Origin of the sequence: Geothrix edaphica, from assembly GCF_030268045.1 — a bacterium.
Lineage (GTDB): Bacteria > Acidobacteriota > Holophagae > Holophagales > Holophagaceae > Geothrix > Geothrix edaphica.
The window spans coordinates 726,347-750,260 of the sequence record NZ_BSDC01000001.1 but is presented as its reverse complement, the minus strand read 5'-3'; the positions used below and the strand labels follow the sequence as shown (position 1 = coordinate 750,260).

General features: G+C 68.0%; 19 protein-coding genes. 4 read left to right on the top strand and 15 right to left on the bottom strand.

Annotated elements, in window-relative coordinates:
• Positions 1-43: 43 nt before the first annotated feature.
• The 8 genes from QSJ30_RS03315 to QSJ30_RS03280 all read right to left on the bottom strand — a co-directional run bounded on the left by QSJ30_RS03315 (position 44) and on the right by QSJ30_RS03280 (position 8,799).
• Positions 44-166 carry a cupin domain-containing protein gene (locus tag QSJ30_RS03315; protein WP_285606359.1) on the bottom strand — a complete coding sequence of 41 codons (123 nt, stop codon included), beginning with the start codon at positions 164-166 and terminating at the stop codon, positions 44-46.
• A gap of 53 nt (positions 167-219) precedes the next feature.
• The gene (locus tag QSJ30_RS03310) at positions 220-2,802 is read right to left on the bottom strand and encodes a right-handed parallel beta-helix repeat-containing protein (RefSeq protein WP_285606358.1); all 2,583 of its coding nucleotides are present in this window, start codon (positions 2,800-2,802) and stop codon (positions 220-222) included.
• A 252-nt stretch (positions 2,803-3,054) separates the two neighbouring features.
• The gene (locus tag QSJ30_RS03305) at positions 3,055-3,666 is read right to left on the bottom strand and encodes a sugar transferase (RefSeq protein WP_285606357.1); all 612 of its coding nucleotides are present in this window, start codon (positions 3,664-3,666) and stop codon (positions 3,055-3,057) included.
• Between the two features lies 1 nt (position 3,667).
• Positions 3,668-4,825, bottom strand: a complete 1,158-nt coding sequence (locus tag QSJ30_RS03300) for a DegT/DnrJ/EryC1/StrS family aminotransferase (protein WP_285606356.1) — start codon at positions 4,823-4,825, stop codon at positions 3,668-3,670.
• Positions 4,822-6,045, bottom strand: a complete 1,224-nt coding sequence (locus QSJ30_RS03295; RefSeq protein WP_285606355.1) for a glycosyltransferase family 4 protein — start codon at positions 6,043-6,045, stop codon at positions 4,822-4,824. The genes QSJ30_RS03300 and QSJ30_RS03295 overlap by 4 nt, the downstream gene beginning before the upstream one ends.
• Before the next feature lie 2 nt (positions 6,046-6,047).
• Entirely contained in the window at positions 6,048-6,998 is a 951-nt protein-coding gene (locus tag QSJ30_RS03290) for an ATP-grasp fold amidoligase family protein (protein WP_285606354.1), read from the bottom strand.
• Positions 6,992-7,612 (bottom strand): histidine phosphatase family protein, encoded by a 621-nt coding sequence (locus QSJ30_RS03285; RefSeq protein ID WP_285606353.1) that lies wholly within the window; start codon positions 7,610-7,612, stop codon positions 6,992-6,994. The genes QSJ30_RS03290 and QSJ30_RS03285 overlap by 7 nt, the downstream gene beginning before the upstream one ends.
• Positions 7,609-8,799, bottom strand: a complete 1,191-nt coding sequence (locus tag QSJ30_RS03280) for an enolase-like domain-containing protein (RefSeq protein ID WP_285606352.1) — start codon at positions 8,797-8,799, stop codon at positions 7,609-7,611. The genes QSJ30_RS03285 and QSJ30_RS03280 overlap by 4 nt, the downstream gene beginning before the upstream one ends.
• 162 nt (positions 8,800-8,961) lie before the next feature.
• On the opposite strand from QSJ30_RS03280, the gene QSJ30_RS03275 reads away from it, so the two are divergent.
• On the top strand, positions 8,962-9,882 hold the full coding sequence (locus QSJ30_RS03275; RefSeq protein ID WP_285606351.1) for a proline dehydrogenase family protein: 921 nt from the start codon (positions 8,962-8,964) through the stop codon (positions 9,880-9,882).
• A 10-nt stretch (positions 9,883-9,892) separates the two neighbouring features.
• On the opposite strand, the gene QSJ30_RS03270 is transcribed toward QSJ30_RS03275, so the two are convergent.
• Both QSJ30_RS03270 and QSJ30_RS03265 read right to left on the bottom strand, forming a co-directional pair.
• A complete protein-coding gene (locus QSJ30_RS03270; protein ID WP_285606350.1) occupies positions 9,893-10,861 on the bottom strand; it encodes a GNAT family N-acetyltransferase in 969 nt (322 codons plus the stop codon).
• Positions 10,858-11,814, bottom strand: coding sequence for a hypothetical protein (locus tag QSJ30_RS03265; RefSeq protein WP_285606349.1), 957 nt, complete (start codon positions 11,812-11,814; stop codon positions 10,858-10,860). Before QSJ30_RS03265 ends, QSJ30_RS03270 begins: the two co-directional genes overlap by 4 nt.
• Before the next feature lie 286 nt (positions 11,815-12,100).
• Here QSJ30_RS03265 and QSJ30_RS03260 point away from each other — a divergent pair, with 286 nt between their 5' ends.
• Both QSJ30_RS03260 and QSJ30_RS03255 read left to right on the top strand, forming a co-directional pair.
• Positions 12,101-12,796, top strand: coding sequence for a GNAT family N-acetyltransferase (locus tag QSJ30_RS03260; protein WP_285606348.1), 696 nt, complete (start codon positions 12,101-12,103; stop codon positions 12,794-12,796).
• Positions 12,793-13,839, top strand: coding sequence for a beta propeller repeat protein (locus tag QSJ30_RS03255; RefSeq protein ID WP_285606347.1), 1,047 nt, complete (start codon positions 12,793-12,795; stop codon positions 13,837-13,839). Before QSJ30_RS03260 ends, QSJ30_RS03255 begins: the two co-directional genes overlap by 4 nt.
• Here the strand turns inward: QSJ30_RS03255 and QSJ30_RS03250 are convergent, their stop codons facing one another.
• Positions 13,840-17,835, bottom strand: coding sequence for a right-handed parallel beta-helix repeat-containing protein (locus QSJ30_RS03250; protein ID WP_285606346.1), 3,996 nt, complete (start codon positions 17,833-17,835; stop codon positions 13,840-13,842).
• 248 nt (positions 17,836-18,083) lie between these two features.
• On the opposite strand from QSJ30_RS03250, the gene QSJ30_RS03245 reads away from it, so the two are divergent.
• On the top strand, positions 18,084-18,725 hold the full coding sequence (locus QSJ30_RS03245) for a hypothetical protein (protein ID WP_285606345.1): 642 nt from the start codon (positions 18,084-18,086) through the stop codon (positions 18,723-18,725).
• A 4-nt stretch (positions 18,726-18,729) separates the two neighbouring features.
• On the opposite strand, the gene QSJ30_RS03240 is transcribed toward QSJ30_RS03245, so the two are convergent.
• From QSJ30_RS03240 to QSJ30_RS03225, 4 genes are read right to left on the bottom strand one after another with little or no spacing between them, the layout of a single operon-like run.
• A complete protein-coding gene (locus tag QSJ30_RS03240; protein WP_285606344.1) occupies positions 18,730-19,194 on the bottom strand; it encodes a hypothetical protein in 465 nt (154 codons plus the stop codon).
• 2 nt (positions 19,195-19,196) lie between these two features.
• Positions 19,197-21,056 (bottom strand): tetratricopeptide repeat protein, encoded by a 1,860-nt coding sequence (locus QSJ30_RS03235; RefSeq protein WP_285606343.1) that lies wholly within the window; start codon positions 21,054-21,056, stop codon positions 19,197-19,199.
• Positions 21,049-22,113: a 3-dehydroquinate synthase gene (locus tag QSJ30_RS03230; protein WP_285606342.1), complete on the bottom strand. Its 1,065-nt coding sequence runs from the start codon at positions 22,111-22,113 to the stop codon at positions 21,049-21,051. The genes QSJ30_RS03235 and QSJ30_RS03230 overlap by 8 nt, the downstream gene beginning before the upstream one ends.
• Positions 22,110-23,861, bottom strand: a complete 1,752-nt coding sequence (locus tag QSJ30_RS03225; protein ID WP_285606341.1) for a M28 family peptidase — start codon at positions 23,859-23,861, stop codon at positions 22,110-22,112. The genes QSJ30_RS03230 and QSJ30_RS03225 overlap by 4 nt, the downstream gene beginning before the upstream one ends.
• Positions 23,862-23,914 lie beyond the last annotated feature (53 nt).

Here is a 23,914-nt window from a genome sequence, read left to right as displayed (position 1 = left end):
ATCCCGGTGGGCGGAGGGGTGGAGGCAGCCGCCAGGCGCTACTTCAGACAGGCAGGGCATGGGTGTCCGGCCACTGGGGATCGAAGGGCTCGCTGGCCCAGAAGAGGGTGGCCACCAGGTTGCGTCCGATGAAACCGGCGGAGCCCGTCACCACAACTGTTTCCATATCCCTCTCCTTGCTGAACCGCATGGCATGCTTGCGTGGACTTGCCTCGAGTGTCACTCACCTGGTCTCGTCTGACGGACGGGCCGCTCTCCCCCCTTGCCCCAGAACCGCGGCCCCGCAGGGAGGATGGCGCACGTGCAGGGCCGGCGCCTGGGGCCCCATAGCCGCGGGGGCGGGAGGGCCTGGAAGCCGAGCAGGTAGGCGGGAGATCCGGGCCGCAGGGTGTAGTCGTCCCCCCGCGGGTTCTGGAAGAGAGGGTCCCCCACCTTGGATCCGCGGTCTCTGCCAGCCTGCCGCCACTCGGCCAGGCTCTGGCCGCCCCCCGCCCCGAAGCGGGGCGGCGCGCCCAGAGGCGGGAAGTAGAGGTTGCGGTCCACCTGGATGACCTCGGGGCCAAGGGTCCCAGTGACGAAGGTGGTGGCACCGGGGGCACTGTAGGCGATGACGTTGCTCATCAACTGGAGATCCCTGGCCTGGCCCTCGAAGTTGGCCAGAGTGCCCTGCGCGACCTGGCCGTCCACGAAGACATTGTTCACCACCCGATTCCCCCGGCCTCCCTGGAGCATGATGCCGCCGTTCCAGGCTCGGCAGACCACATTGCCCCGCACTTCGTACCCGCTGGCGAAGGAATCGAGGTAGATGCCCCAGGCGAGGAAGGAGGGCTCGCCGAAGCTCGAGGTGTAGCCGATGGTGTCGGCCACCCGGTTGAAGCGGATCCAGCTGCCGCTGCGGACGGCGCGGTCGTGCTGGGTCACTTCGATGCCGCCGGCATCAGAGGTCTCCAGGCAGGTGTTCTGGATGAGGTTGTACTCGATGACATTGCGCCCGCCCGCATTCTTCAGGGAGATGCCATAGCGGGCGGAGTCGTGGATGGCATTGTGGGCCACCTGGTTCTCCGCCGCCCCGCTCGCGAGCACCACGCCCCCCACGTGCGCATAGGCTTCGCCAAGGTGATGCAGGTGGTTGTCGGTGATCCGGTTCCCCGCGCTGTCGCGCACGAGCACACCCCCGCCTCCCGCATGCGCCACCTCGCAGTTCTGGACGACGTGGCCGCGCCCCTGGTCCAGGGCCACGGCATACCCTCCCAGGTTCAGGAAGCGGCAGTCCTCCACCACGCAGGCCTCGGCCCCCCGCAGGACGATGGCGGCGTCCTCGCCCACGCCGTAGCCCGCGCTCGCCCCGCCCCGCGCCCAGTCCGTGTCCCGGAGGACCAGTCCCGCGAAACGGAGATGTCGCACGGAGCCCTGGGGCGCGTGGCGCCCCTCCACCTGCAGCAGGCGGCGGGTCAGGGGGACGATCACTTCGGTCCGCGCCGAGAAACCCGGCCGGGGCAGGTAGGTGAGGCGGCCCGTTTGCGCATCCACATGCCACTCCCCCGGCGCATCCAGTTCCTCCCGGATGTTCTCGATGAAGAACCGGTCGCCGGGATTCAGGGCGGCCAGGGTCTCCGGTCCGCCCAGCGCGACACGGCCCGTGGCCCGGTCGTGGCCTTGGATGGAGAGGATCTCCGAAAAGGCACGGCACTCGCCGGAGGGGAAGATGTGCACTTCCGCATCGGGTGCCGTGGACCAGGCCGGATGCCACTCGCCCGGGGCGCACCAGAGGGCATCCTTCGGTCCGCCGCCAGCGCCGCTCACCACCATCTGCGGAGCCCGGGCAAGGAGGAAATCCTTGGCCGACAGGGTCACCAGCCGCCCCTGGGCCGGAGGGGGCAAGTCCGCGCCCGAAGGCCGCCACCGGGGATCGTCGCACAGGGCCAGCGCGTCGAGCACCAGCCCCCCGCCCTTTCGGTTCTGCCAGCGCAGGCGATGCTCGCCCGCCGACAGGTGAAAGGTGGCCGCCCGCCCCCAGCGCACGGGCTTCCAGGCCCCCGTATCCTCCAGATCCGCCAGGGCGACCGGGGCCCGGCCGTCCACCGAGACGGCACAGCGGCCATCCATGGCGGAGAATCCGTAGGGCGCGTTCGCCGCGCCGTAGTGCAGCCACAGGGCATAGTCTCCCGCCGCGGGCACCGTGAGCCGGTATTCCAGCCAGTCCCCCGCTCCGTGGATGCCGCCCACGGTCACCCCGAAAGCCACATATCCAGGCTGCGCCGCCGCGAAGAGGAACCCCCTGCGGATGGGATCGGCCGGATCAAGGTTCGGATAGCGGGCCCGCACTTCCCGGCGCCCCGCGACGAAGAGGGAGCGGAACCGCCAGCCCGCGCCCGGGAGACGGGGCAGATCGATCTGGAGCGGCTTCCCCGGCGGGGGTGCCTGGAATCCAGTGAGCCGCCGGCCTCCGATCAGCTCCGGTCGTTCTCCCGGATAGGCTTCGTACGACACGGGGGCCTGGGCCGTGCCCGAGTCCTCGGGGCCGAAGACGACTGGTCCTTCCAGGTAGTACGCCCCGCCCCGGAGCTGCACGGACACCGGCCCGGCGCCTCCCCCCTCCCGCTTCAGCGCGCGGACCGCATCCCTCGCCCGACCGAGGGTGGCGAAGGGGCCATCCGTTCCATCGGCGCTCGGCGCCGACAGATGGCCCGACCAGCTGTCCCGTCCTGCCGGGGACACGAAGAAGCGCTGCACGGGTTCACCCGCGCGGCCCATGCCTGCGGCGAGGACCAGCGCGAGCAGCCACGCCGGGAAGCGGGTCATGATCCAGGCCTCCTGCCCGGGAACCGCGGCGGAAGCACCGGCCCGGGGGAGGAAGACTTGACCATGCTGGGTGCCTCCAAGTCGCATTGGCGTGATTTTCATATTCACTCTACGGCTATCATGACATTCATGACGGCCGATCCATAACTTGATTTACCCATCGTCCCGCCCTGTTTCCGCCCCCGAGTGGACTATATGCATCGCTTCGTCTGGCGGAAGGACTGAACGCTCCGGCCAGGCGGTGCCGCGGGATCAGTGGGTGCCGGGAATCCGGGGCGCCGGCGCCAGGCCCAGGGTGGCCAGGATGACGCGGAAGTCCGACCACAGGCTGGCCTGCGCCGCATAGGCCAGGTTGATGCGGATCTTGTCGGGGAGCACCACCCGGAGGTAGGCCTCGTCGGGACGTTCGGCTTGCGCGAGCAGCTCGCTCTCATGGCGGTACTTAATGGACGCCAGATCCGTGATGCCCGGCCTCAGATCCAGGATGACCCGCTGGGCATCCGTGTAGTGCGCCACGAACTGCGGCACTTCCGGGCGCGGCCCCACCAGGCTCATCTCGCCAGCGACGACGTTCATGAGCTGCGGCAGCTCGTCCAGCTTCGCGTTCCTGAGGTGGCGGCCCAGGCGCGTGATCCGTGGATCCTGGCCCACGGTGATGGCCCGGCCCTGCCGCTCGGCATCGACGCCCATGGTGCGGAACTTCCAGATCCGGAAGGGGCGCCCGCCCCGCCCGATCCGCACCTGGCGGAAGAAGACGGGGCCGCGGTCCTCCAGCTTCACCGCCAGGGCGATCACCAGCAGGGCCGGTGAAAGCAGCACCAGCCCGAGGAGGGCCCAGAAGAGATCGAAGGCCCGCTTGGCCATCTCAGACAGAGTGCAGGGCCACGAGGTCGCGCACGGCTGCGATCACGTCGTCCACGTCCCCGTCGCTCAGCCCGGCGTGCAGGGGCAGGCTGATCATGCGCTCGTAGGCCGCGGCGGCCACGGGATTGTCCTCCGGCCGGTAGCCGTACTTGTCCCGGTAGAAGGGGTGCATGTGTACCGGCAGGTAGTGCACCGATGTGCCGATATTGCGGTCCTTCAGCCCGTCGATGAAGGCGTTCCGGTCGATGCGCAGGGCCTCCGTCCGCAGCCGGATCACGTAGAGGTGCCAGCTGGAGTGCGCCCACTCCAGCTCGACGGGCAGTTCCAGCGCGGCCAGATCCTTGAACCCGGATTCGTAGCGGGCCACCACCTCGCGCCGGCGGGCCTGGAAGGCCGCGAGCCGCTTCAGCTGCACCAGCCCGATGGCGGCCTGCATATCGGTCAGGTTGTACTTGAAGCCGGGGAGCACCACTTCGTAGTACCAGGTGCCCGAGCGGTCGAAGCGCTTCCAGGCATCGCGGTTCATGCCGTGGTGGCCGATGATCCGGGCCTTCTCCACCAGGGCTGGGTCCCCGGTGAGGCAACCCCCTTCGACAGTGGTGAGGTTCTTGGTCGCGTAGAAACTGAAGGCGGCCAGGTTCGATCTGGAACCAATCAGGCGGCCCTTGTAGCGGGCGGTGATGGCATGGGCCGCGTCCTCGAGCACCGCGAGGCCGTGGCGCTCGGCCAGGGCGTCCAACTCGTCCATTTGCGCGGGATGGCCGGCGTAGTGCACGGGCAGGATCACCTTGGTCCTGGGCGTGACGGCTGCGGCCACGGCCTCGGGGGATAGGGTCAGGGTATCGGGGCAGACGTCCACCAGCACCGGCTTCGCACCCACGTGTTCCACCACGTTCGCGGTGGCGCAGAACGTCATGGCGGGAACGATCACCTCGTCCCCGGGGCCCACCCCCAGGGCGACCAGCCCCACATGCAACCCCGCCGTGCAGGAGTTCAACGCGACCACAGCGGGAGCCTCCAGGCGGGCCTTCAGGGCCGCCTCGAAGGCCACGGTCTTGGGCCCGGTCGTGACCCAGGGTGTCTGGAGCGTGTCCATCACCTCCGCCCGCTCGGCATCGCCGATGGTCGGGGGATTGTAGGCGAGAAAAGCATCTCTCATGTCCCTTCCTCCGTCGTCATCTCATTGAACATCCGGGCAAACCGCGCGACGGCGATCCGACGCGACAGGTGGGCCTCCACATGCTCGCGCCCCCGCCGCCCGTCCGCGCGCACGCGCTCCGGCGAGTTCCGGTACTCGAGGGTCGCCTGGGCCAGCGCTTCGGCGTCGCTTGGAGGCACCACCGAGCCGGACCCGCTGTCCCGGATCACCGCCGCCAGGGGGCTGTCGTCCTCCACGCAGCCGATGACGGGGCGCCCGGCGGCCAGGTAGTTCCAGGTCTTGCTGGGCACCGCGAGATGGGCGGCCCCGGGCTTGAGCGGGATCACGCCCACATCACAGGCGTTGTAGACGGACGGCACCCGTTCGAGGGGCTGCATGGGCAGGAAGACACAGTTCGCCAGTCCCCGCTCACGGGCCAGGGCCTCCAGGCCGGCCTTGGCATTCCCATCGCCGATGAACACGAACAGGATGTCGCGGTCCTCCTTCAGGCGCTGGGCGGCCTGGAGGATCACCTCGAGGTTCTGCATGAGCCCCATGTTCCCGGCGTACTGCACCACGAAGCCACCGCCCTGCCGGAAGGTCGTGATGGCCTGGTCCTCAGCGGCCTCCAGCGGCCGGATGTGGTCCGTGTCCACCCAGTTCTCCACAGTGTCCACGCGGGTGCCCGGCGCGAGGCTGTGCACATGCTCCGAAAAAGTGGGACTGATGGCCGAGACCCGGTCCGACAGGCGATAGGTGAGGGCTTCCGCCCGCCGCAGGATCCGGTAGATGGGGCTTCCGGCGGAGAGCATGCCGCCCACCACGGCGGAATCCGGGAAGAGATCCTGAAGGTTATAGACCAGTTTGGCCCCCTTCAACCGGGCCAGCAGGGCCGCCGGGAGACCCGCCAGCGGCGGTGTGGAGGCCACGAAGATGAGGTCCACTTTCGGGACGAAAAGGCCCCTCAACACGAAATAGGCGAGGAACCACGCATACTCGCAGACCTTCGGGAGCACGCCCAGCCGCCGGATGAACGGATTCCAGCCCCTGTGGATGCGACCCTGGAGCCGCGGGTGGTCCAGGGCGACCTCGGTCAGGTTGGCTGGCGCGTTGGTGAGCACCGTCACGGTCAGTCCCGATTCGGCCAGCCCCTCTGCGAGGTCCTTCATGAGGTGCGTGGAGGAGGCGAGGATCGGCCAGAAATAGGGCGTGACGATCACGGCATGACAGGGGCGTTTCATTGTCAGAGGCGTTCGGGCAGGTGGATCAGGGCACCCATGGCGTGTTGGGCTTCGTCCGTGTAGCCGGTGTCGATGCACCCGGCGGGGGTGAAGGTCATCTCGCCCAGCACGGCCTTCCCGTCCACCGCATAGAAATCCATGCGGACGTAGGGGAAGGGCTTCGACAGGGCCTCCGCGGCCTCGAGCATCTGCGAATAGCCTGCGGGCTGAGGGTGCCAGCGCTCGGGATGCACGCCGGACTTCGAGATCGGCACCTGAGCGGCCCATTCCCGGTCGTAGTGGTCGTAGGCGGCACCCTGCCCGTCGGCCCCGCGCCCCGTGCAGACCGTCGTGAAGTGGACCCTCCCGTGGAAGCAATGCAGCTTGTAGTCGGAGGGGAGGACCCCGCTCCCGTCGTCCAGGAACCGCTCGCAGATGATGCGGCGGGGGATGTCGGCATACTGCACCTCGCCGAACACACTGGCGAAGTCCTCCTTCAGCCACTGCTCCAGCTGCAGGCGGGCCTCTCGAAAATCCAGATTCCTCTTGTCGCGGCAGATGAGGTTGTAGCCGCAACCATGGGTCGCCTTGAGCACGAAGCGCTCGGGCAGGAGGGCGAAGTCGATGTCTTCAGGCTTCTCATACACGCCCAGCAGATCCACGAGCAGGTCCCCGTAGCCCAGCTCCATGGCGTAAGCCCGCATGCCGTACTTGTCGGCGCACTGGGTCTTGAGCGGATGGCGCCAGAACAGCATCAGCCAGAACAGCTTCTCGTCGAAGGTGAGGGGCTGGTCCAGGCGCAGCCGCCGCCCCGTCTCCCGGCGGTAGCGGTACTTCGCGAGCAGGACCGGGGAGATGCGATAGAGCATCCGGGAATAGGCCCCCTGCCAGAGGCCCGCGAGCTCCCGCAGGCGCTCGCGCCACTTCATGCCCTCCCGCAGCCAGCTGACGGGGGGATCGGCCACCTTCACCATGCAACCTCCTTCACTTCGCCCAGTCTCACCACGGCCTCTTTCGCCAATGCGTCCCCCGAGAAGTCGAAGCGGCGCAATTCCAGGTTGGCGGGGTAGACGGCCAGGGACTCGATGCAGGTCGAGCCACGGAGCACGCCGTGGAACATCTGGAGAAAGACACCGTGGGACACCACGAGCACCTTCCGCCCCTCGAAGCGGCGGAAGAGGTAGGAACGGAATTTCCGCGCCCGCACCCAGACCTGCTCGAAAGGCTCGCCATTCCTGGGATTCACCGTGTGGAGGTCACCTCCGACGGAGATCATGAGCACGGGCGGATCCAGCGTCTGGACATCATCCCAGGTCAGTCCCTCCATGATCCCGAAGGTGCGCTCGTTGCACAGGCGCGTGCGCAGGATGGGGACACCGGCTGGCGCGATGAGCCGCGCAGTCTCCTGGGCCCGGCGCAGCTGCGAAGTGACCACCGCGTCGAAGGCGATGCCCCTCAGCTTCGGCGCCACCTCTTCGGCCTCGAGGCGGCCCTGCTCGCTGAGGGGGATATCGATGGAACCGGCGTACCGCTTCTCCTGGTTGTAGGCGGTGCGGGCGTGTCGGAGGGTGCTGATGGAGGTCTTCATCGCGACCCCGCGGCTTCGGTGGTCAGCCGGATGATCTCGTTCAGGCGGACCACCGAGGAGTAGTCGGTCTCCAGGGGCCCGATCTTGATGTAGGGCACGCCATACATGCAGGTCAGAAGGGAGAGGAAGGTCTCCTCCGTGCTGATGGAGCGGTGCGACGTGATGGGAATCTGCCCGTGGCGCTGGGCCGCCTCGATGGCCTGGCGCACGGCGGTGACCGAACCCGCCTGGTTGGGCTTGACGATGACGCCGTGGGTGAAGCCCTCGGCGGCGCCCCGGGTGATCCTCGCGGCATCCGAGGAGTAGAAGTTGTCGCCGATGATCCGGCAGCTCGTCTGGGCGGCGGTCAGGTCGCGCCAGACCGCCTCGTCGTTCTCGTGGAAGGGGTCCTCGAGGTACATCAGGCCATAATCCCGGATGAGCCCCTGCCAGTAGTCGCGGAAGGACTCGCTGGTGTGGGCCGAACCGTCGGTGATGGCCAGCCGGTAGCGGTCGTCCTTCCACAGGTCCGAGGCGGAGGCATCGATCATCAAGTCGAACTGTCCGGCGAGCCCGAGGCTGTCGCGGATCGACAGGAGGAACTCGATGACCGCCCGGTTGTCCGCCACCGGGAACCGGTGCACGCGGTTCCCCGAGATCACGGTGGACTCCAGGGAGCGCAGCCGCTCCTTCACGGCCTTCTGGATGGTCTGGTGGCTGGCGATGACGGTGGCGGGGTCGGACTCCCTCGCCACGAGCATGAACTCGCTGAAGTCGCTGAGCACCGGGTTGGTGTACGCGTGCCATCCGCCGTTCAGGATGTTGAGGCAGAGCCGGGGCGGCTGGAGCGGCCCTGCAGGGCGGGCGAACAAGGCGAAGGGAGACTGCGTGGCTTCCGTGGCCTTGTAGAACGCCAGGGAGAGGCTGAACGCGTTGTTCCGCCCGAACTGGTCGAAGCGCTCCGCCAAGTAGGCGTCCAGGGCCTGCTGATCGAGCGGCCTGCGGAAGCAGCCGTCGGTTTCCAGCTGGCGGATGATGACATCTGGACTGATGGGCCGGTTCTGGTCTTCGTAGATGCTGATGGTCTCGCCCTTGGGCGACGCCCCCCGGCCCACGGAGCCATCTTCGAGGGTGACGAGGAACTCGGTGGTGAAGTCGACGTGGGAGTTCAGGACCCTGCGATGGGTGATGGATGTGATGGCGGGCATTGTCTCTCCGGTCGTCCCGATCCTGGTGATCCTGATTCTGAATCCGAAATAGATAAATACCGGATTGATTATCCACAAGTCATGACTTTTCCCAAATCATTCGCCACAATGATTGGAAATTCCGCACGGATCCGTGCCAACCACCTCGCGAAAGAGACCCCCATGATCCGAAAGGCCGCATTGCTGATCGCCAGGAACTCCTGGTTCAGGAAGGCCATCCTCGGCCTGCCCGTCCTGAGGGATCTGGCGGGCCGCTTCGTGGGAGGGAAGGACCTCGCCTCGGGCCTGGCGACGGTCCGGGGCCTCAATGCCCGCGGCCTCAAGGGGTCCCTGAACTTTCACGGCATGCATGCGGAGTCCATCGCGGAGGCCCAAACCGCCATCGATCAGGCCATCGATGCGCTCCAGGCCATCGGGGCCGATCGCCTGGATGCGCATGTCTCGGTCAAGCTCACCAAGATCGGCTTCGACCTCGATCCGGCCCTGGCCGAGGCGGGCCTCCGCCGGATCCTGGACTGCGCGGCCCGGACTGGGGGCTTCGTCCGACTGGACATGGAGGAGGCCGTCTATGTCGAGGACACCCTCCGGATGTTCGAGGCCATGCTCAGCCAGTACGGACCTGAGCGCGTCGGCATCGTGATCCAGTCCTACCTTCGCCACCGCCGCCAGGACCTGGACCGGCTCATGGCACTCGGCGCCAGCATCCGCCTGGTGAAGGGGGGATACCGGGAGGCGCGGGACGTGGTCCTTCACCGCAGGGTGGAGATCGACACCGCCTTCCACGAGGACATCGAGCGCCTGCTCCGGCAGGGGCATGCGCCTGCCATCGCCACCCATGACGCCGAGGCCGTGGCATGGACCAAGACCGTCCAGAAGCGCCTGGGGCTTGGCCAGGACGCCTTCGAGTTCCAGATGCTCCTCGGCGTGAAGCCCGACCTGCAGGCCCGCCTGCGGGAGGAGGGCTACGCCGTGCGCTGCTACGTGCCCTATGGGGGAGACTGGGCCACCCACCTGGTGGGCTGCCTGCGCCGGCTCCCCATGGACCTCCTGGGAGCCGCCCGGCCCCACCGGACCAAGGGCTGAAGCCGCGCGATCAGCCGGGAGCCCGGGGTCCCGGCGAGGCCACCGCCTCGAGGGCGGCAGAGCGAAGCTCCGAGAGGCATTCGGGCCAAGCCTGGTCCGAGGGCGGGCGCGCTCCATCCAGGTGGAAGCGCAGGATCCCTTCGGCCTTGGCGAGGGAGGGGCTCGACGGGAAGCGACAGTAAAGCCGCCGGATCACCGCGTGGGTCAGGGAGTTCGCGAAGGGGCGGAGCAGGGGCGAGAAGGCCACCTGCTGGCAGGCCACCACCGGGAGGAAGCCCATCCGGAACTTGAACTCATCCACCTGGGCCGGGGCATCCAGGGACTGCACGGTGAAGAAGATCCCGCTCACGCCTTCCCGGTCCAGCAGGTTGCAGCTGACGGTGAAGAAGAGCGCATTGTTCGGATGCTGGCCGAGGTAGGACGAGTGGCTGAGGGAATAGGGGATGTAGCACCAGTCGTCCATGCGGCACACGATCACCGCGGCGGCGAGCTGCCCGTTCGCGGTGGCCGCCCAGGCCTCGAAGCCCTGAAGGTCCACGGCCGCCCGGCAGAGGCGCTCCCAGGCCTTTCGAGTCATGCTGCGCAGGCGCCCCTGCCGCCGGAGGGTGTCCTCCTGGAGCACCCATCCTTCGGTCGCCAGACGCTCGAAGGAGACCTGCTCGATCTGGAAGTGCTTCAATCCGGATTTCACACCGTTGCGGGCCTGGGACTTCAGCATGGTCAGGTCATAGGGCTTCCGCAGAACGACGTGGTAGCTGACCTTCCCGCCCGGATGGTCCAGTGGTGTGGAGTATCTCAGGGCGATCATGCTGTGCATCATCATCAGCCAGCGGATCTCCTGGGGGCCCGGCTTGATCAGCCAATGGTAGGGAAAGGCCTGGAAGACACCCGGCCCGGCATTGAACCAGTAGCTGCTCTCCGACCGCAACACCTTGTGCCCCTGGCGGCGCAGCCATTCGGCGAAGATCTCGGCGTTCATGGGACCTCGGTCCCGGGAGCCGGGGCACGGCGCAGCCAGATTTCACGCCAGTAGTGGTAGACGTCCCTCGAGCATCCACCCAGGATCGTGTGCCCATCGCAGGTGGCGCGCTCCAGGATCACCGTGTCCTTCAGCGCCTTCATGCGGCCCGTGGTCTCGAGGATGGCCCGATCGACGCGGCTCCGAACCCGGAACGTCCCGCCGCAGAAGGGGAGCATCTGGGGCGTGAACTCCAGCCCCCGGTTGAATCCCGCCCCATCGAGCGTGGCCCCGATCTCCTCCGCGCTCTTGACCTCGACCCAGTCCCCCGGCTGGAGGCCCAGAGACGCCGTGGGTGTCTGCCGGGAGGTGCCCACGGGCTGGACGGCCGCACGGCCCAGAATTTTCGATTTAATCTTGACGATCAAGGGAGTCCACAGATAGCGGAGGGCGGTTTTCAGTTCGATGTTCTTGGATGTGTATTCCACCAGGCAGCGTTTGAAGCTCAGTGGGAAAAGATAGGAGGAGGCACTCTGAAGCTGAGTGGACTGGCAGAAGTACCTCCCCTCGCCATCCACGATCTTGAATGGCCAGCTTCCAGCTTCTTTTGAATTGAAACCAACAGCTTGTGCCATCGCACCCTGATCCTTGGCAGGCTCTATCCAGGCTTCCTTCCAAAGCATGGTACAGGACCGTTGACAGCCATCATGTCCCGAACCATCGCATCTCAGCCCCTCCAGAATGATGGTGCCTGGTACAGACCGTGCACCATACCCCTCTACACATGTTTTTTCCAATCGGCAGGCCACCGTGAATGTCCTGCCACAGAAGGCCCGCATCTCCGGCATGAAGGGAAGTGAATCCAGGCAACCATCCCCATCTAAGGTGACGGCAATCTCCTCAAATGTCTTTATTTTTACGGCATCGCCTTTGTAGAAAAGACGTGTCATGCTGGTCGGGCTTGCTTCAGGCATCCGCTCCCTCGTAGGTGTAGTCAAGAATAGTCCAGAACGTGGCTGGAGGGTTATTCCGATGGAGAGCAGGACCTGTCAGGATTTGGACATTACAACATGAATTTCGACGGATTCTGGCACAAGAAATGAGACAACCTGGCCCAAACCGGATGAAAATGAAAGGAGGCATCGTTCCCCCTGGTGCTTCCACCTGCCGGTTGGAGGCTGCCCCCTGGATGTGTCCACTGACCATGGATCCCCGACCAGAAAGGAGTTCCGTCTGACTGCAGCGCGAAGTCACCAGGAGGTGCAGCTCGAGAGGCCGCGGGAGGTGCAGGCCGCCGTGCTGGACGGCCATCCCGTCTGGATCGGCCCCGCCCGCCTCGAGGACCTCGACGCCCTGGTGGACCTCCATCTCGACAGCTTCTCCAAGGAGGAGCACTTCGCCCTGCAACTGGGACATCCTTTCATCCGCGAGGCCTACGGGTGGCTGCTCACCTCGCCCGAGACGGAGGTGCTGGTGGCGCGCCAGGAGGACCGGATCCTCGGCTTCACGGCCTTCTGCAACGGCTACTACAACGTTCCCATGCTGCTGGCCTGCAGGCGCACGGTCACCCGCGGCCTCCTGCGGCGGCCCTGGCTCGCCCTGCGCCCCGAATGGCTCATGCGCCTCGTGCATCCGCCATGGGCGCTCCTCAAGCGCCTCGCCTCCTCGGTGCTGGGCTGGGATCCCCCCCCTCACCGCAAGGTCGCCCAGATCGCCTTCACCGCCCTCAGGCCCGAAGCCCAGGGCCACGGCCTGGGCGCGGCCCTGAAGCAGGCCTCGATCGAAGTCTGCAGGACCTGGGGTGCCGAGCTGGTGGTCACCGGAGTCCGGCGCGACAACCACCGGGCCAGGCTGCTGAATGAACGGGCGGGCTTTGTCGAGGACCCCCGGCAGAGCACCCGCCGCCTCATCTACCTTCGCCTCGAGCTCAAGCCCCCCGGCGCGAACCGGTCATGAGACCCGCCGATCCCCCCTTCATCTGCGGGGAGACGAAGGGCCGGGCCCTTCTCATCGACCAGGCCGGGCGGCTCTACATCGCACGGGGGTACCGCATCTTCCGCTCGGACGACGGGGGAGCCACCTGGAAGCTGGATGCCTGGGTGCCCACCTCCCCCTGGAACCACGCGGTCCTCAGGGTGTCGCTGGCGACTCGCCTGCTCCGCGTCAACCTCCAGGCCCTCCAGGTGCTGCCGGACGGCACGCGCGTGGTGGTGGCCCGGGACGGCATCTACCGGGCCGGCCCGGGTGAGCGCCGGATGACACGAAGCTGGGCGGTGTCCCGCGGATCCCGCCCCATCACCCTGTCGCTGGACGGGACCCGGCTGCTCTTCGGCGAGTACGGTGGCGTCGAGATGAACCGCGTCGGCGTGCGCGTCTACGCCTCCGAGGACGGGGGACGCCGGTTCGAGCCCCTGTTCGAGCTTCCCAAGGGCGACGTGCACCACATCCACCAGGTCCTGGTGGATCCCTATGCAGACCACTACTGGATCCTGGCAGGCGACCAGGGCCGGGAGCCCGGCATCGCGGCCCTGTCCAAGGACGGGCGGAACCTCACCTGGGTGGACCGCGGGCACCAGATGGTGCGGGCCGTCAGCGCCCTGCCCCGCCCCGAGGCGCTGATCTACGGCTCCGATTCGGAGGTGGAACCCAACTTCATCATCCGGCTGGATCGGAAGACCGGCCGCTGGGACCGCCTGAGGCCCACGGAGGGCAGCTCACTCTTCGCGGCGGACGTGGCGGGAGTGTCCCTGATCTCCACCAGCTACGAAACCAGCCCGTTCATGACCACGCGGCGCTGCCCCCTCTATGCCAGCATCGATGACGTCAACTGGGAGCCCATCCTGTCGCTGAAGAAGGACTTCTGGCATCCCTACCTCCACCTAGGGCTCGTGGTCCTCCCCACCATCCAGGACAGGAGCGTCCGCCGCTGGATGTTCAGCGGCCAGGCGGTCACGGGCCACCATGACCTCGTCAGCCTCTGCGACCCGCCACTGGCCTAGCTACCTCTGGATGCCGATCTTCGTGGTATCGATGCCGGGGAATCCCGGGATGGTGAACATCGGGCTGCCGGGCTGCAGGCTGAAGTCGAGGTTCTTGGGGTCCGTGAAGAGCGGGTCCACCTGGCTGAGGTTCGAGCCGACCTGGCTGAACCAGGAGATCGGCGGCGCGAGGGCTGCCGCGGAATTGTGCTGGCGGTAGATCTCCGCTCCGGGACCGGACTGCAGGTTGCCGTAGCAGACCGAGCCCTCGGGTTCCAGCCAGTGGGTGCCCTGGATCTGCGACCAGGTGTTGGGGATCTTGGCCACGTTCGGATAGGCCGTGGACCAGGGCGCGGACTGGTAGTTGAAGTGGATGAGCTTGCCGAGCAGGTCCCAGCTCGACCCGGCCGTGTTGTTGGCGAACTCGAAGGCCACGTTGCTGATGTCCACCCCGTACCAGTGGCCGTAGAAGACGTTGTACTGGGTCTGGATGTCCCGCCCGCCGTTGTGCTGGATGGCGAAGGCCGGGGCGGCGCGGTAGAGGATGTTCGCTTCGATCTTGACGCCGCTGCCGATCCCGTCGATGTAGATGCCCGAGAGGAAGGTCCCCAGCGGGCTGCCGCAGTCGCGGATCAGGTTGAACTGGATCAGGTTCCCCTGGGTGCCCCACTCCCGGCCCGTGGTGTAGATCACGCCCGAGTCGTTGGCCCACTGGGTCGCGTCGTGGATGTGGTTGTAGCGGAAGGTGTGCTCGTTCCCGCTGAAGAGGATGGCGGCGTGGGGCGAGTGGTGGATCTCGTTGTTCTGGACGGTGATGCCGATGCAGTCGTTGTTGTAGGAGTAGTCGGTGATGGAGTGGAGGTTGATGGCTGGCTGGTAGGTCCAGAACAGGCGGCCGAAGTACTGGAATTCGCTGTTCTGGATGACCGTCCGGCTGGGCGTCAGGGTCATCCGGTCGCCTCCCGATGCGAGCACACCGCCCTGGCCGAGCTGGCGGAAATCGCACCTGTCCACCAGGTTGGCGGTGCCGGTGAGGATCAACCCGTACCCGCCCGCGTTGCGGAAGCTGCAGTGGCTGAAGGCGACGGAGGTGCATCCGGTCGCATAGACCAGGCGGTCCTTCGCGGCTTCAAAGGTGACTCCCTGCCAGGTCAGCTGCTGGCAGCCCGACAGCTGGACCACCGGCGACTGGAGGGTGGAGAGCATGACTTCGGTGGGCGGCACGTCGCCCTGGGGTCGCAGATAGAGCCTCGCGTTCGTACGATCGATGAAATAGTCCCCGGGATCCGTGAGCTCTTCGAGGAGGTTGTAGACGAAGAAGGGCTGGCCCGGGCGGAACCCGTACGTGGGTGCCGTGCTGAGTACCAGGGTCCCCGTGGTGGGATCAAGCGAGGTGAGCGGGCTGTGGCTGCCGGACCAGCTGTAGTACCCGAGGCCGAAGTACATGGCCTCCGAGGCTCGCCAGCGGCTCATGCGGGGATCGGATGCGGTGATCTGGGTCGTCCCGTTGGTGGCGCGGATGAGCAGGAAGCCCGGCACCGGGAGCGACCCGTCCGCGGGGGAGAGGAAGGCGGTTCCGCTGGCGCCGGAGCCGGCCGTGAAGGCCCCGGCGGGACCCGCGAAAGTGTCCCACGTGCCCCAGGACGCCGAGGTGCCGGAGCCCCCCAGGTCCCTGCGGTTGGACAGCCGCCAATCGGGCCCCGTGGCCGAGGCGGCGATGGACCAGACCACACCGTTCTTGGAGAGCTGGTAGTAGGGCCTCCCGAGGCTGTCCTGCCCCTTGTAGGCGTAGTCTCCGGTCGCGTCGGGCGTGAGCGTTCCGCTCACCCGGATGGTGGCTTGGGGCGCGATGTCCACCTGCGCCCGAGGCACGGCCTTGGGATACCGCGCCAGGGTGAGGGGCGCCCCGTTCACGAACACCTCGGCGGACTGGTTGACCCCGCCGCCGGAGTCCGACCGGCTGGACAAGGTGCCCAGGCTGGCCTTGTAGGCCGACAGATCGACCACATAGATGTAGGGCCGGGCCGCGGGATCCAGGCGCGACCAGTTGGGATCGGAGCCGTCCACCAGCTTGGCTGAGGTCGGGCTGATGGATACTCCGCCGATGATCCTGGGGGTCTCGTTGGGGTAGGCCGCCCATTCCACCGGATTCGCGGTGCTCCCCGAGTCCGCCGTGCCCAGGGTGAAGGTGGAGCTCCTGGGGTAGATGCCACCACGCAGGAGCACACGGAGGGTGCCTGCCGTGGCCCGGCTGGCCTTCTGGATCAGCGCACGGGCCCCCTCCAGGGTGGTGGGGGACGCGAGGGTGCCCGGATTGGTGGCGAGGCCATCCGGGGCCACGATCACCCCCGTGGGGGCGGTGGTGCTGGCCTGGATCGTCACGCTCGACGCCGCGCTCTTGGTGGGATCGACCGTGCTCGTGGCGGTGAGGGTATGGGTCCCGCTGGTGGTGGGGGCGGTGTAGGTGCGCGAGCCACCGGTTCCGGTCAGGGTGCCCACCGTGGTGTTGCCATTGGCGATGCCATCCACCGCCCAGGTGGTGCCCGTGTTGGTGGTGCCCGAGATCGAGGCCGTGAAGGTGGTCGCCGATCCTGCGGTCACGGTGGAGGAGCTCGGGCTCAAGGTGACGCTGACGAGCAGGGGAGCCTGCACGGTGAGCGTGGCCGAGGCGCTCTTGGTCGTGTCCGCGGTGCTGGTCGCGTAGAGGGTGTGGACGCCACCGGTGGACGGGGCGGTGTAGGTCACGGTGTTGCCGCTGCCTGTGACCGTTCCCACGGTGCTGTTCCCATTGGCGACTCCGTCCACCATCCAGGTGACACCCGTGGTGGAGCCGGACACCGTGGCCGTGAAGGAGGACGAGGCCCCGGTGGCCAGGGTGAGGGCCGTCGGACTCAGGGCGACGCTCACCGTCGGAGCGGGGGCCTGGACCGTCGCCACCGCGGCGGCGCTCTTGCTGGGATCAGCGCTGCTGGTGGCGGTGATGGTGTGGCTTCCGGTGGTGGTGGGGGCCGTGTAGGTGCGCGAGCTGCCGGTTCCGGTCAGGGTGCCCACCGAGGTGTTGCCGTTCGCGATGCCATCCACGGCCCAGGTGGCACCCGTGGTGGTGGTGCCGGTCACCGAGGCTGTGAAGGCCGCCGAAGTTCCGGCCGTCACCGTGGCCGTTCCGGGGCTCAGGGCGATGGCGACCACGGTCTGGGTGGCCTGCACAGTGATCGTGGCCGAAGCGTTCTTGGTGGCATCCGCCAGGCTGGTGGCGGTCAGGGTATGGATGCCCCCGGTGGAGGGCGCGGTGTAGGTGACGGTGCCGCCGCTTCCCGATACCGTTCCCACGGTGCCGTTCCCATTGGCGATGCCATCCACCGTCCAGGAGACTCCCGCGGTGGTGCTTCCTGAAACGGTGGCCGTGAAGGAGGCCGGGGCGCCAGCGGCCAGGGTGAGGCTGGCGGGGCTGAGGGTGACGCCCACCGCCAGGACCGGGGAGGTGATGGTGAGGCCCGCGGAGGCCGATTTGGTCGGGTCCGCCGCGCTGGTGGCAGTGAGGGTATGGCTGCCCGCAGTCGTGGGGGCGAGGTAGGTCACGGTGGCACCAGTCCCGTTGACGATCCCGGTGGTCGCATTGCCGCCCGCCACGCCGTCCACCGTCCACGTCACCGCCAGGTTGGTGGCGTTCGACACCGTGGCCGTGAAGGCCTGGGAGCCCCCGCTGGGCAGGGAGACCGCTCCCGGGCTGAGGGAGACGGTGATGGGTTTCCCGGTGTATTTGACGCTGACCTTGGAGTTGCCCTGTTTCGTGGAATCCGCCAGGCTCGTGGCGGTCAACGTATGGGCGCCCTCCACAGAAGGGGCTGTGTAGATGACCGTATTACCGGACCCCGTGATGGTGCCCACGGTGGCGTTGCCGCCGGGAATGCCGTCCACGCTCCAGGTGACCTCGGTGTTCTGGACGCCGCTCACCTTGGCAGTGACGGTGACGGTGGCTCCGGTGACGACCTCGGTGCTGCCTGGAGTCACTTCCATGACCACTGCAGAGGGGGTCGAGCTGGGGGTAGCCGCCGCACCGCCAGCGCAGGCGATAAGGGAGCAGATCACCCCGATGGCCAGGATGCCCCATAAGCGGACTTGAATACTCCCAGCGTGCATGCGAACCCCTCATGCTCTCGGGTGACTCATCGACCGTAATCGGACGGAACATTATCGTGCCTGCTTTATGCCATTCCTTGCGAATATTCTCAGGTGACTTACCATCACCCATGCGAGGACATCTCATGAGCGTCTCGAAAAACGAACGGGCCGTCGAGCGCATCCCATACAGCCAGAAGGTCAAAGTGGTGTCGATGGGACGGATGGTCGCCTACGCCATGGCGGTCAATGTGGGGTTGAAGGGCGTATTGCTGATCGCATCCCCCACCCTACCCGTGGGCAGTTCGTGCCGCGTCACCCTGCCCGTGCCCGATGGAGAGGGCGTTCGGCGCCTCGAAGCCGAGGGCACGGTCGTGCGCAGTGGTGCCGGGGCCATGGCCATCCAGTTTGCCGATGCCTTCGAACCGTCCACCTTCGGCCCGCTGTTCCAGAAAGCGACCGGAGCGCCCCATTTCGCCCTCCTGACCGCCTACCAGAACTACTTCCGCGTCAGCCGCAACCAGGATCTCGCGGATTGCGAGCGCCTGCTGGGAGTCAGCAAGCGCACCTTCAGGACCACCTTCTACATCACCTTCGCCTCCTGCATCTCCCTGGCCATCCTTCCGGTGTGGTTGTTCCGGGACGCCATCCCGCCCTACCCGAACTGGGTGAAGATCGTCCTCTCCTTCACCTACGGCGCCATCTGGCTCGCCATCATCCAGCCGACGCTCGACCTGACGGTCTTCCGGGTGCTGAGGCAGCGCCACTCCTCAAGGTCGGGCGCCTGATCCCTCAGCGCGGCCCGTCCCAGCGCTTCCGGCTCAGCCAGACCTGCTCCTCCCTCCCCTGGGGGTCCCTGCCCCGCCAGTGGAGCTTCAGGGGGCCCATGGCGTCCTGCTTCAGGATGCTGACTCCGGGTCCCTCGCCGGCTCGCAGGAGGCGCAGCAGGGCCTCGACGCTGGCCATCTGGGGCAGGAAGGGCAGCGGCAGCTCCGCCAGGGTGGCAGCCCGCTGGTCGACCTTCTGCCGGGGCACCTGGAGCCGGTAGCCCGAGGCCCGGTCGCCCTCCAGCAGCAGCAGGCGCTCGCCGAGTCCGTGCAGCTCCGCCACGAGGCGGCCGGAGCCGGGCTCCATCAGCAGGTTCAAGGTGCCCGTTCCCTCCCCCCCGGCGCCGGAATAGCCCCACCCGTACTGGGCCCGCACCGGCACCGCCGGGGCGGGGACCACTTCAGCAGGAGGAACCTGGAAGAACAGCATGATCATTCCTCGTCATCATCGTCCGGGGTGGCGTCGGGGGCAGGCTCCTGGGCCTCCCCGACTTTCCGGGCCGATTCCCGGGCGAGGAGGATGCGGAGCTCCCCCAGTCGCTTCTCAAGGGCGGGACGATCGGGGAAGACGAAGGCCAGGGCCCGTTCCCACTGCTCGGCGGCCTCCGCCAACTTGCCCTGCTTCACCAGCACTTCGCCCAGATGCTTGCGGACTTCCGGGCTGAAGGGGCTCAGCTCTGCAGCTTTGCGGAGGGTGGCCTCGGCCTCGGCGATCCTCCCCAACTTGAACTGGGCCCAGCCCAGGCTGTCCACCACATTGCCGTTGTCCGGAGTGGCCTTGGCGCTGGCCTCGATGAGGGCGGCCGCCTCCTCCAGCTCCCGCCCCTGCTCCAGCAGCAGGTAGCCCAGGTTGTTCTGCACCATGGGATTGCCGGGGTTCGCCTTCTGCGCCTCCCGGAGCACCCGCAGCGAGTCCTCGGTGCGTCCCACCTGCTCATAGGCGCTGCTCTGCATGATCAGGATGTCCACGTTCCGGACGGGTCCCAGGGTGCGGGCCCGCTCGAGCGCCTCCAGGCACTTGTCCCAGCGGCGGAATTCGGACCAGATGGCCGCCATTCCCTCCAGGTGGAGCTGCTCCAGGGCGGAACGGGCCTCCTTCCGCGAGAAGAAGCGGTACTCCAGATATTCGGGCGGAAGCTCCGCAGCCTGCTGGAAGAAGGGCACCTTGGGGAAGCGCGCGATGCCGACCTTCAGGGCGGCCAGGGCGCTCTTCCAGTCATTGCGGCTGATGAGGGCCTGGCAGGTGAACACCTGGAGTTCCCCTGCGACCTGCTCCCGGCCGGGATGCTCCTTCAGGTAGGCCAGCAGCGGGCCGCCCTTCCCCTCCAGCAGCAGCGCCTCCGCGTACAGGGCCAGGGATCCGTCGGCGATCAGGTCATCCTGGATCGTCCCGGCGAGCAGTCCCGCCAGTCGGGTCTCGGCCTCGCGGAACCGGCCCAGGTTCATGAGGGCGCGCGCCGAGTTGAAGGTGGTCCGGGGTGTCGGCTTGAGGGCCTCCGCCTTCCCCAGGCTGTCCAGGGCCTCGTCGAACCGCGAGGTCTGGATCCGGACCAGGGCCACGTTCTCCCAGAGGCCTGCCTCCTGCGGCAGGTGCCGGGCGAGCAGCAGGAAGCTCTCCTCGGCGTGGGCGAGGTAACCGGCCTGGATCTGGTCCCGGGCCAGTTCCTCCAGCATGCGGAGGTGGCGCTCCTCCGGATTCCGGGCGTTCAGGGCCAGCACCGACTCCCGGCGGCCCTCGTAGTTCTGGAGGGCCCGCGCATGAATCGCGGCCCGCTCCCAGGCCCCCTGGAAGCCCGGGCGGAGACGGCCCAGGCGCAGCCAGGCCCGGAGGGCGCCCTCGCCATCCTTCAGCCGCTCGGACACCTCGCCCAGCCGCGCCCACAGCTCGGGGTCCTGGGGCAGCAGGACCGCCGCCGCCCGCAGCTCGCGGGCCGCCTCCTTGGACAGGGCCTCATCCTTCAGGGAGAGCTGGTACAGGAGGAGGCCGAGGTGGGCCCGGGCCTCGGCGTTCCGTGGCGCCAGCGCCACGGCCCGTCGGGCGGGGGCCACGGCGGCCTGGCCGTCCTCGGTCTCCTGGAGGGCCTCGGACAGCCGCAGGTGGACCTCGGCGCTTTCCGGTACCAGAGTGGCCACCCGCTTGTAGATGGCGACCGCCGCAGCCGGATCCGAACCGCCCCCGCGCAGCTGCAGGGCGCGGGCCTGCAACATCATCGCCCGGACATCCTCCACGGGCGCGGAGGCCAGGTTCGCCGCCAGGAAGACAGCGAGGAGGGGAAGCCGGAGATCAGGCACGGGAGGCCTCCTGGGCAAGCAGGTCGATGAGACGGGCATGGGGGGATTCCCAGACCTGGGGGGCCAGGGTGCGCTGGATCGCCGGTTCGCCGAAGCGCGGCAGGATGCAGTGGATCTCCGTGCCCGGCTCGTCCTCGGCGGCCCCCGGGACGTGCTTGGCCTTCTTGTCCCGGAGCAGCAGGGGCAGGCAGGCGGGCCAGGGGGCGACGAGGGGGGCCAGCGGCGCCAGCCGCCGGGCCAGCGCTTCGAGGAACGCGGGCGGGAAGGCCTTCAGCCCGACCTCCTCGGCCAGCAGGCAGGTCCCCAGCAGCCCCAGTCCCACCGCCTCGCCGTGCAGCAGGCCGTAGCCCGACGCCGCCTCGAGGGCGTGCCCCAGCGTGTGGCCGAGGTTCAGCAGCCGCCGCTCGCCCGCCTCTCGGGGGTCGCGGTGCACCACACCGGCCTTGTAGGCCAGGGTCCGCTCCACCCAGGCGAACTTCACGGGACCGTCCTGGAGCATCTCCGCGGCCCAGGCCATCTCGCCCTGGATGAGGGCCGTCTTGACCAGCTCCCAGCGGCCGTTCTCCAGGTGCCGGGTGGGCAGGCTCTCCAGGAACGCGGTGCAGGCCACCAGGCGGCGCGGGGCGTGGAAAGCCCCCACCAGGTTCTTCCCGGCGGCGAGGTCCACGCCGGTCTTGCCGCCCAGGGCCGCATCGGCCATGGCCAGCAGGGAGGTGGGCCAGACCTGCCAGGCCACGCCCCGCAGGTAGAGGGCCGAGGCCAGGCCGGCCATGTCGGACAGGACACCACCGCCCAGGGCCACCACGGTGGCCTCCCGGTGCAGGGGCACCCGGGCCCAGTGTTCCAGCCAGGGAAGGATGGTCCGGAGCTTCTTCTCCTCCTCGGACACGGACACCCAGAGGGTGTGGGCGGGTTCCGGCATGCCCGCGCTGGTCCAGGTCTCCCGCAGGCGCACATCACCCACGAGGGTCCAGGGACCTTCGGGCAGCAGACTCGGATCCGGCGTCTCCTGGAGGAAGACTTCCGTGGCGAATCCGGTGGGCGTGGCGAGCCTCATGAGCGGCCTTTCAGTGTGGCCTCGGCCTGCATGGTCTGGTCCCCCCGGAGCCATTGGACCACGGCCTTGTCGCCGGCGCGGTGGGCGCCGAGGGCGTCCATGAAATCGTAGATGTTCTTCACGGGCCGGTCGCCGAACCGGATGATGATGTCGCCGGCCTGGAGCCCGATGGCCTCGGCCGTGGAGCCCCTGGACACGCCGTTGATGCGGAAGCCCTTCGGGTTGTCTGCGTAGTCGGGAAGGGTGCCGAAGGCCACGCGCATGGGCCCTCCATTCCCCCCCATGACAACCTTGGCGGTCTCGGGATCGAAGGCCGGCAGGGTATCCGCATTGGCCAGGTCCAGCGCCAGGGTCCGGCCGTAGCCGGCCAGCTTCGCCATGCCGGCGAAGTTGATGCGGTCCGCGGTATCCGAGGGCCGGTGGTACTCACCGTGGATCCCCGTGAAGAAGAAGAACGTGGGGATCTTCGCCTGGGAGAAGCTCATGTGGTCCGAGCCGCCCACGGCCGCACCCACGTCGACGCTGATGGAGAAGCCTTCCGGGGCGAGCTTCTTCGCGGCCTCCAGGGCGGCCTTCGGCGCCCCCAGGCCGCCCATCATCAGCTTGGGGGCCACGGGATCCAGGCGGCCCACCATGTCGAAGTTGAGCATGAACTTCACGGATTCCAGCTGGTGGGTCGGGTGCTGGATCCAGTAGCCGGAGCCCAGCAGGCCCTCCTCCTCGCCGCCGAAGTGCATCAGCAGGATGGAGCGCCGCGGCCGCGCCTTCTTCAGCTCCCGCCCCAGCTCCAGCACCATGGCCGTGCCCGAGGCGTTGTCATCGGCGCCGGGATGCACCTGCCCGCGGGCCTCCGCGCCGCCCAGGCTGTGGCGCTCACCCAAGCCCAGGTGGTCGAGGTGCGCCCCGAGGACGATGTATTCCTTCCGGAGCTTCGGGTCGCGGCCGGGGATCACGGCCACCACGTTGGGCACCTGGGCCTCTTCGCGGCGGAGTTTAAGCTTCAGGGTGAGCGTGGTCCAGGGGGCGTAGATGAAGTCCTGGCTCGCGGGTTTGCCCGTCTCGCGGATGGCCTTGAGCCGCGCCTGGAGATCGCCGCAGGCCGTGCCCAGAGCGTCCGCTGAGAGGCTGAGCACGGGCAGGTCGAGCTTTACGGGACCTTCCTCCCGCTGCAGGGGCCGGGCCGGGCCGTCCTCCAGCACGAGGACCGCGGCGGCCTTCTCGGTCTCCAGGCGCTTGATGCGGGCCAGCAGGCTCCGTTCGCCCCGGGGCAGGTGGGCGAAGGCCTCCGTGTCCGGCAGCGTCCGGGCGATGACCACCACCCGGTCCTTCACCTCCATCCCGGCGAGGTCGTCGTAGCCGCCTGGGATCCGGACGCCGTGGCCGAGGAAGGTGAGGGGCTTCTGGCGGAAGTCCGCGTCACTGCTGTAGCCGAAAGCCTCGATGTCCCGGCCCCAGACCAGCGGGCGCGCGTCCTCGCCGTGGGCCAGGAGGGCGCCCTGGTCCTCCCGTGTGACCTTGGCGATGAAGGGGAAGTGCTGGACCTGGGCTTTGAGGCCGAGGGCCTTCCACTCCCGGAGGAGGTGCGCAGCGGCCTGCTCCAGTTCCGGATAGCCGTTGCCCCGGCCCTGGAGGGCGGGGGAGGCTAGGAACGTCACGTCCCGGCGCAGCCGGGTCTCGACCACGGAGCCGGATGGCGGCACCTGCGCCACGAGGGCGGCGGCAAGGAAGGCGGGAATCCAGGGGCCCATGTCGTCTCCGGAGACCTACCACTTTACAGGCGCCGCAGGGATCCGTCGCGGTT

What these genes read in the sequence shown, in the direction of transcription:
- QSJ30_RS03315 (WP_285606359.1), bottom strand. Translation starts at nt 166, where the DNA reads ATGGAAACAGTTGTGGTGACGGGCTCCGCCGGTTTCATCGGACGCAAC.
- QSJ30_RS03310 (WP_285606358.1), bottom strand. Translation starts at nt 2,802, where the DNA reads ATGACCCGCTTCCCGGCGTGGCTGCTCGCGCTGGTCCTCGCCGCAGGC.
- QSJ30_RS03305 (WP_285606357.1), bottom strand. Translation starts at nt 3,666, where the DNA reads ATGGCCAAGCGGGCCTTCGATCTCTTCTGGGCCCTCCTCGGGCTGGTG.
- QSJ30_RS03300 (WP_285606356.1), bottom strand. Translation starts at nt 4,825, where the DNA reads ATGAGAGATGCTTTTCTCGCCTACAATCCCCCGACCATCGGCGATGCC.
- QSJ30_RS03295 (WP_285606355.1), bottom strand. Translation starts at nt 6,045, where the DNA reads ATGAAACGCCCCTGTCATGCCGTGATCGTCACGCCCTATTTCTGGCCG.
- QSJ30_RS03290 (WP_285606354.1), bottom strand. Translation starts at nt 6,998, where the DNA reads ATGGTGAAGGTGGCCGATCCCCCCGTCAGCTGGCTGCGGGAGGGCATG.
- QSJ30_RS03285 (WP_285606353.1), bottom strand. Translation starts at nt 7,612, where the DNA reads ATGAAGACCTCCATCAGCACCCTCCGACACGCCCGCACCGCCTACAAC.
- QSJ30_RS03280 (WP_285606352.1), bottom strand. Translation starts at nt 8,799, where the DNA reads ATGCCCGCCATCACATCCATCACCCATCGCAGGGTCCTGAACTCCCAC.
- QSJ30_RS03275 (WP_285606351.1), top strand. Translation starts at nt 8,962, where the DNA reads ATGATCCGAAAGGCCGCATTGCTGATCGCCAGGAACTCCTGGTTCAGG.
- QSJ30_RS03270 (WP_285606350.1), bottom strand. Translation starts at nt 10,861, where the DNA reads ATGAACGCCGAGATCTTCGCCGAATGGCTGCGCCGCCAGGGGCACAAG.
- QSJ30_RS03265 (WP_285606349.1), bottom strand. Translation starts at nt 11,814, where the DNA reads ATGCCTGAAGCAAGCCCGACCAGCATGACACGTCTTTTCTACAAAGGC.
- QSJ30_RS03255 (WP_285606347.1), top strand. Translation starts at nt 12,793, where the DNA reads ATGAGACCCGCCGATCCCCCCTTCATCTGCGGGGAGACGAAGGGCCGG.
- QSJ30_RS03250 (WP_285606346.1), bottom strand. Translation starts at nt 17,835, where the DNA reads ATGGAAGTGACTCCAGGCAGCACCGAGGTCGTCACCGGAGCCACCGTC.
- QSJ30_RS03245 (WP_285606345.1), top strand. Translation starts at nt 18,084, where the DNA reads ATGAGCGTCTCGAAAAACGAACGGGCCGTCGAGCGCATCCCATACAGC.
- QSJ30_RS03240 (WP_285606344.1), bottom strand. Translation starts at nt 19,194, where the DNA reads ATGCTGTTCTTCCAGGTTCCTCCTGCTGAAGTGGTCCCCGCCCCGGCG.
- QSJ30_RS03230 (WP_285606342.1), bottom strand. Translation starts at nt 22,113, where the DNA reads ATGAGGCTCGCCACGCCCACCGGATTCGCCACGGAAGTCTTCCTCCAG.
- QSJ30_RS03225 (WP_285606341.1), bottom strand. Translation starts at nt 23,861, where the DNA reads ATGGGCCCCTGGATTCCCGCCTTCCTTGCCGCCGCCCTCGTGGCGCAG.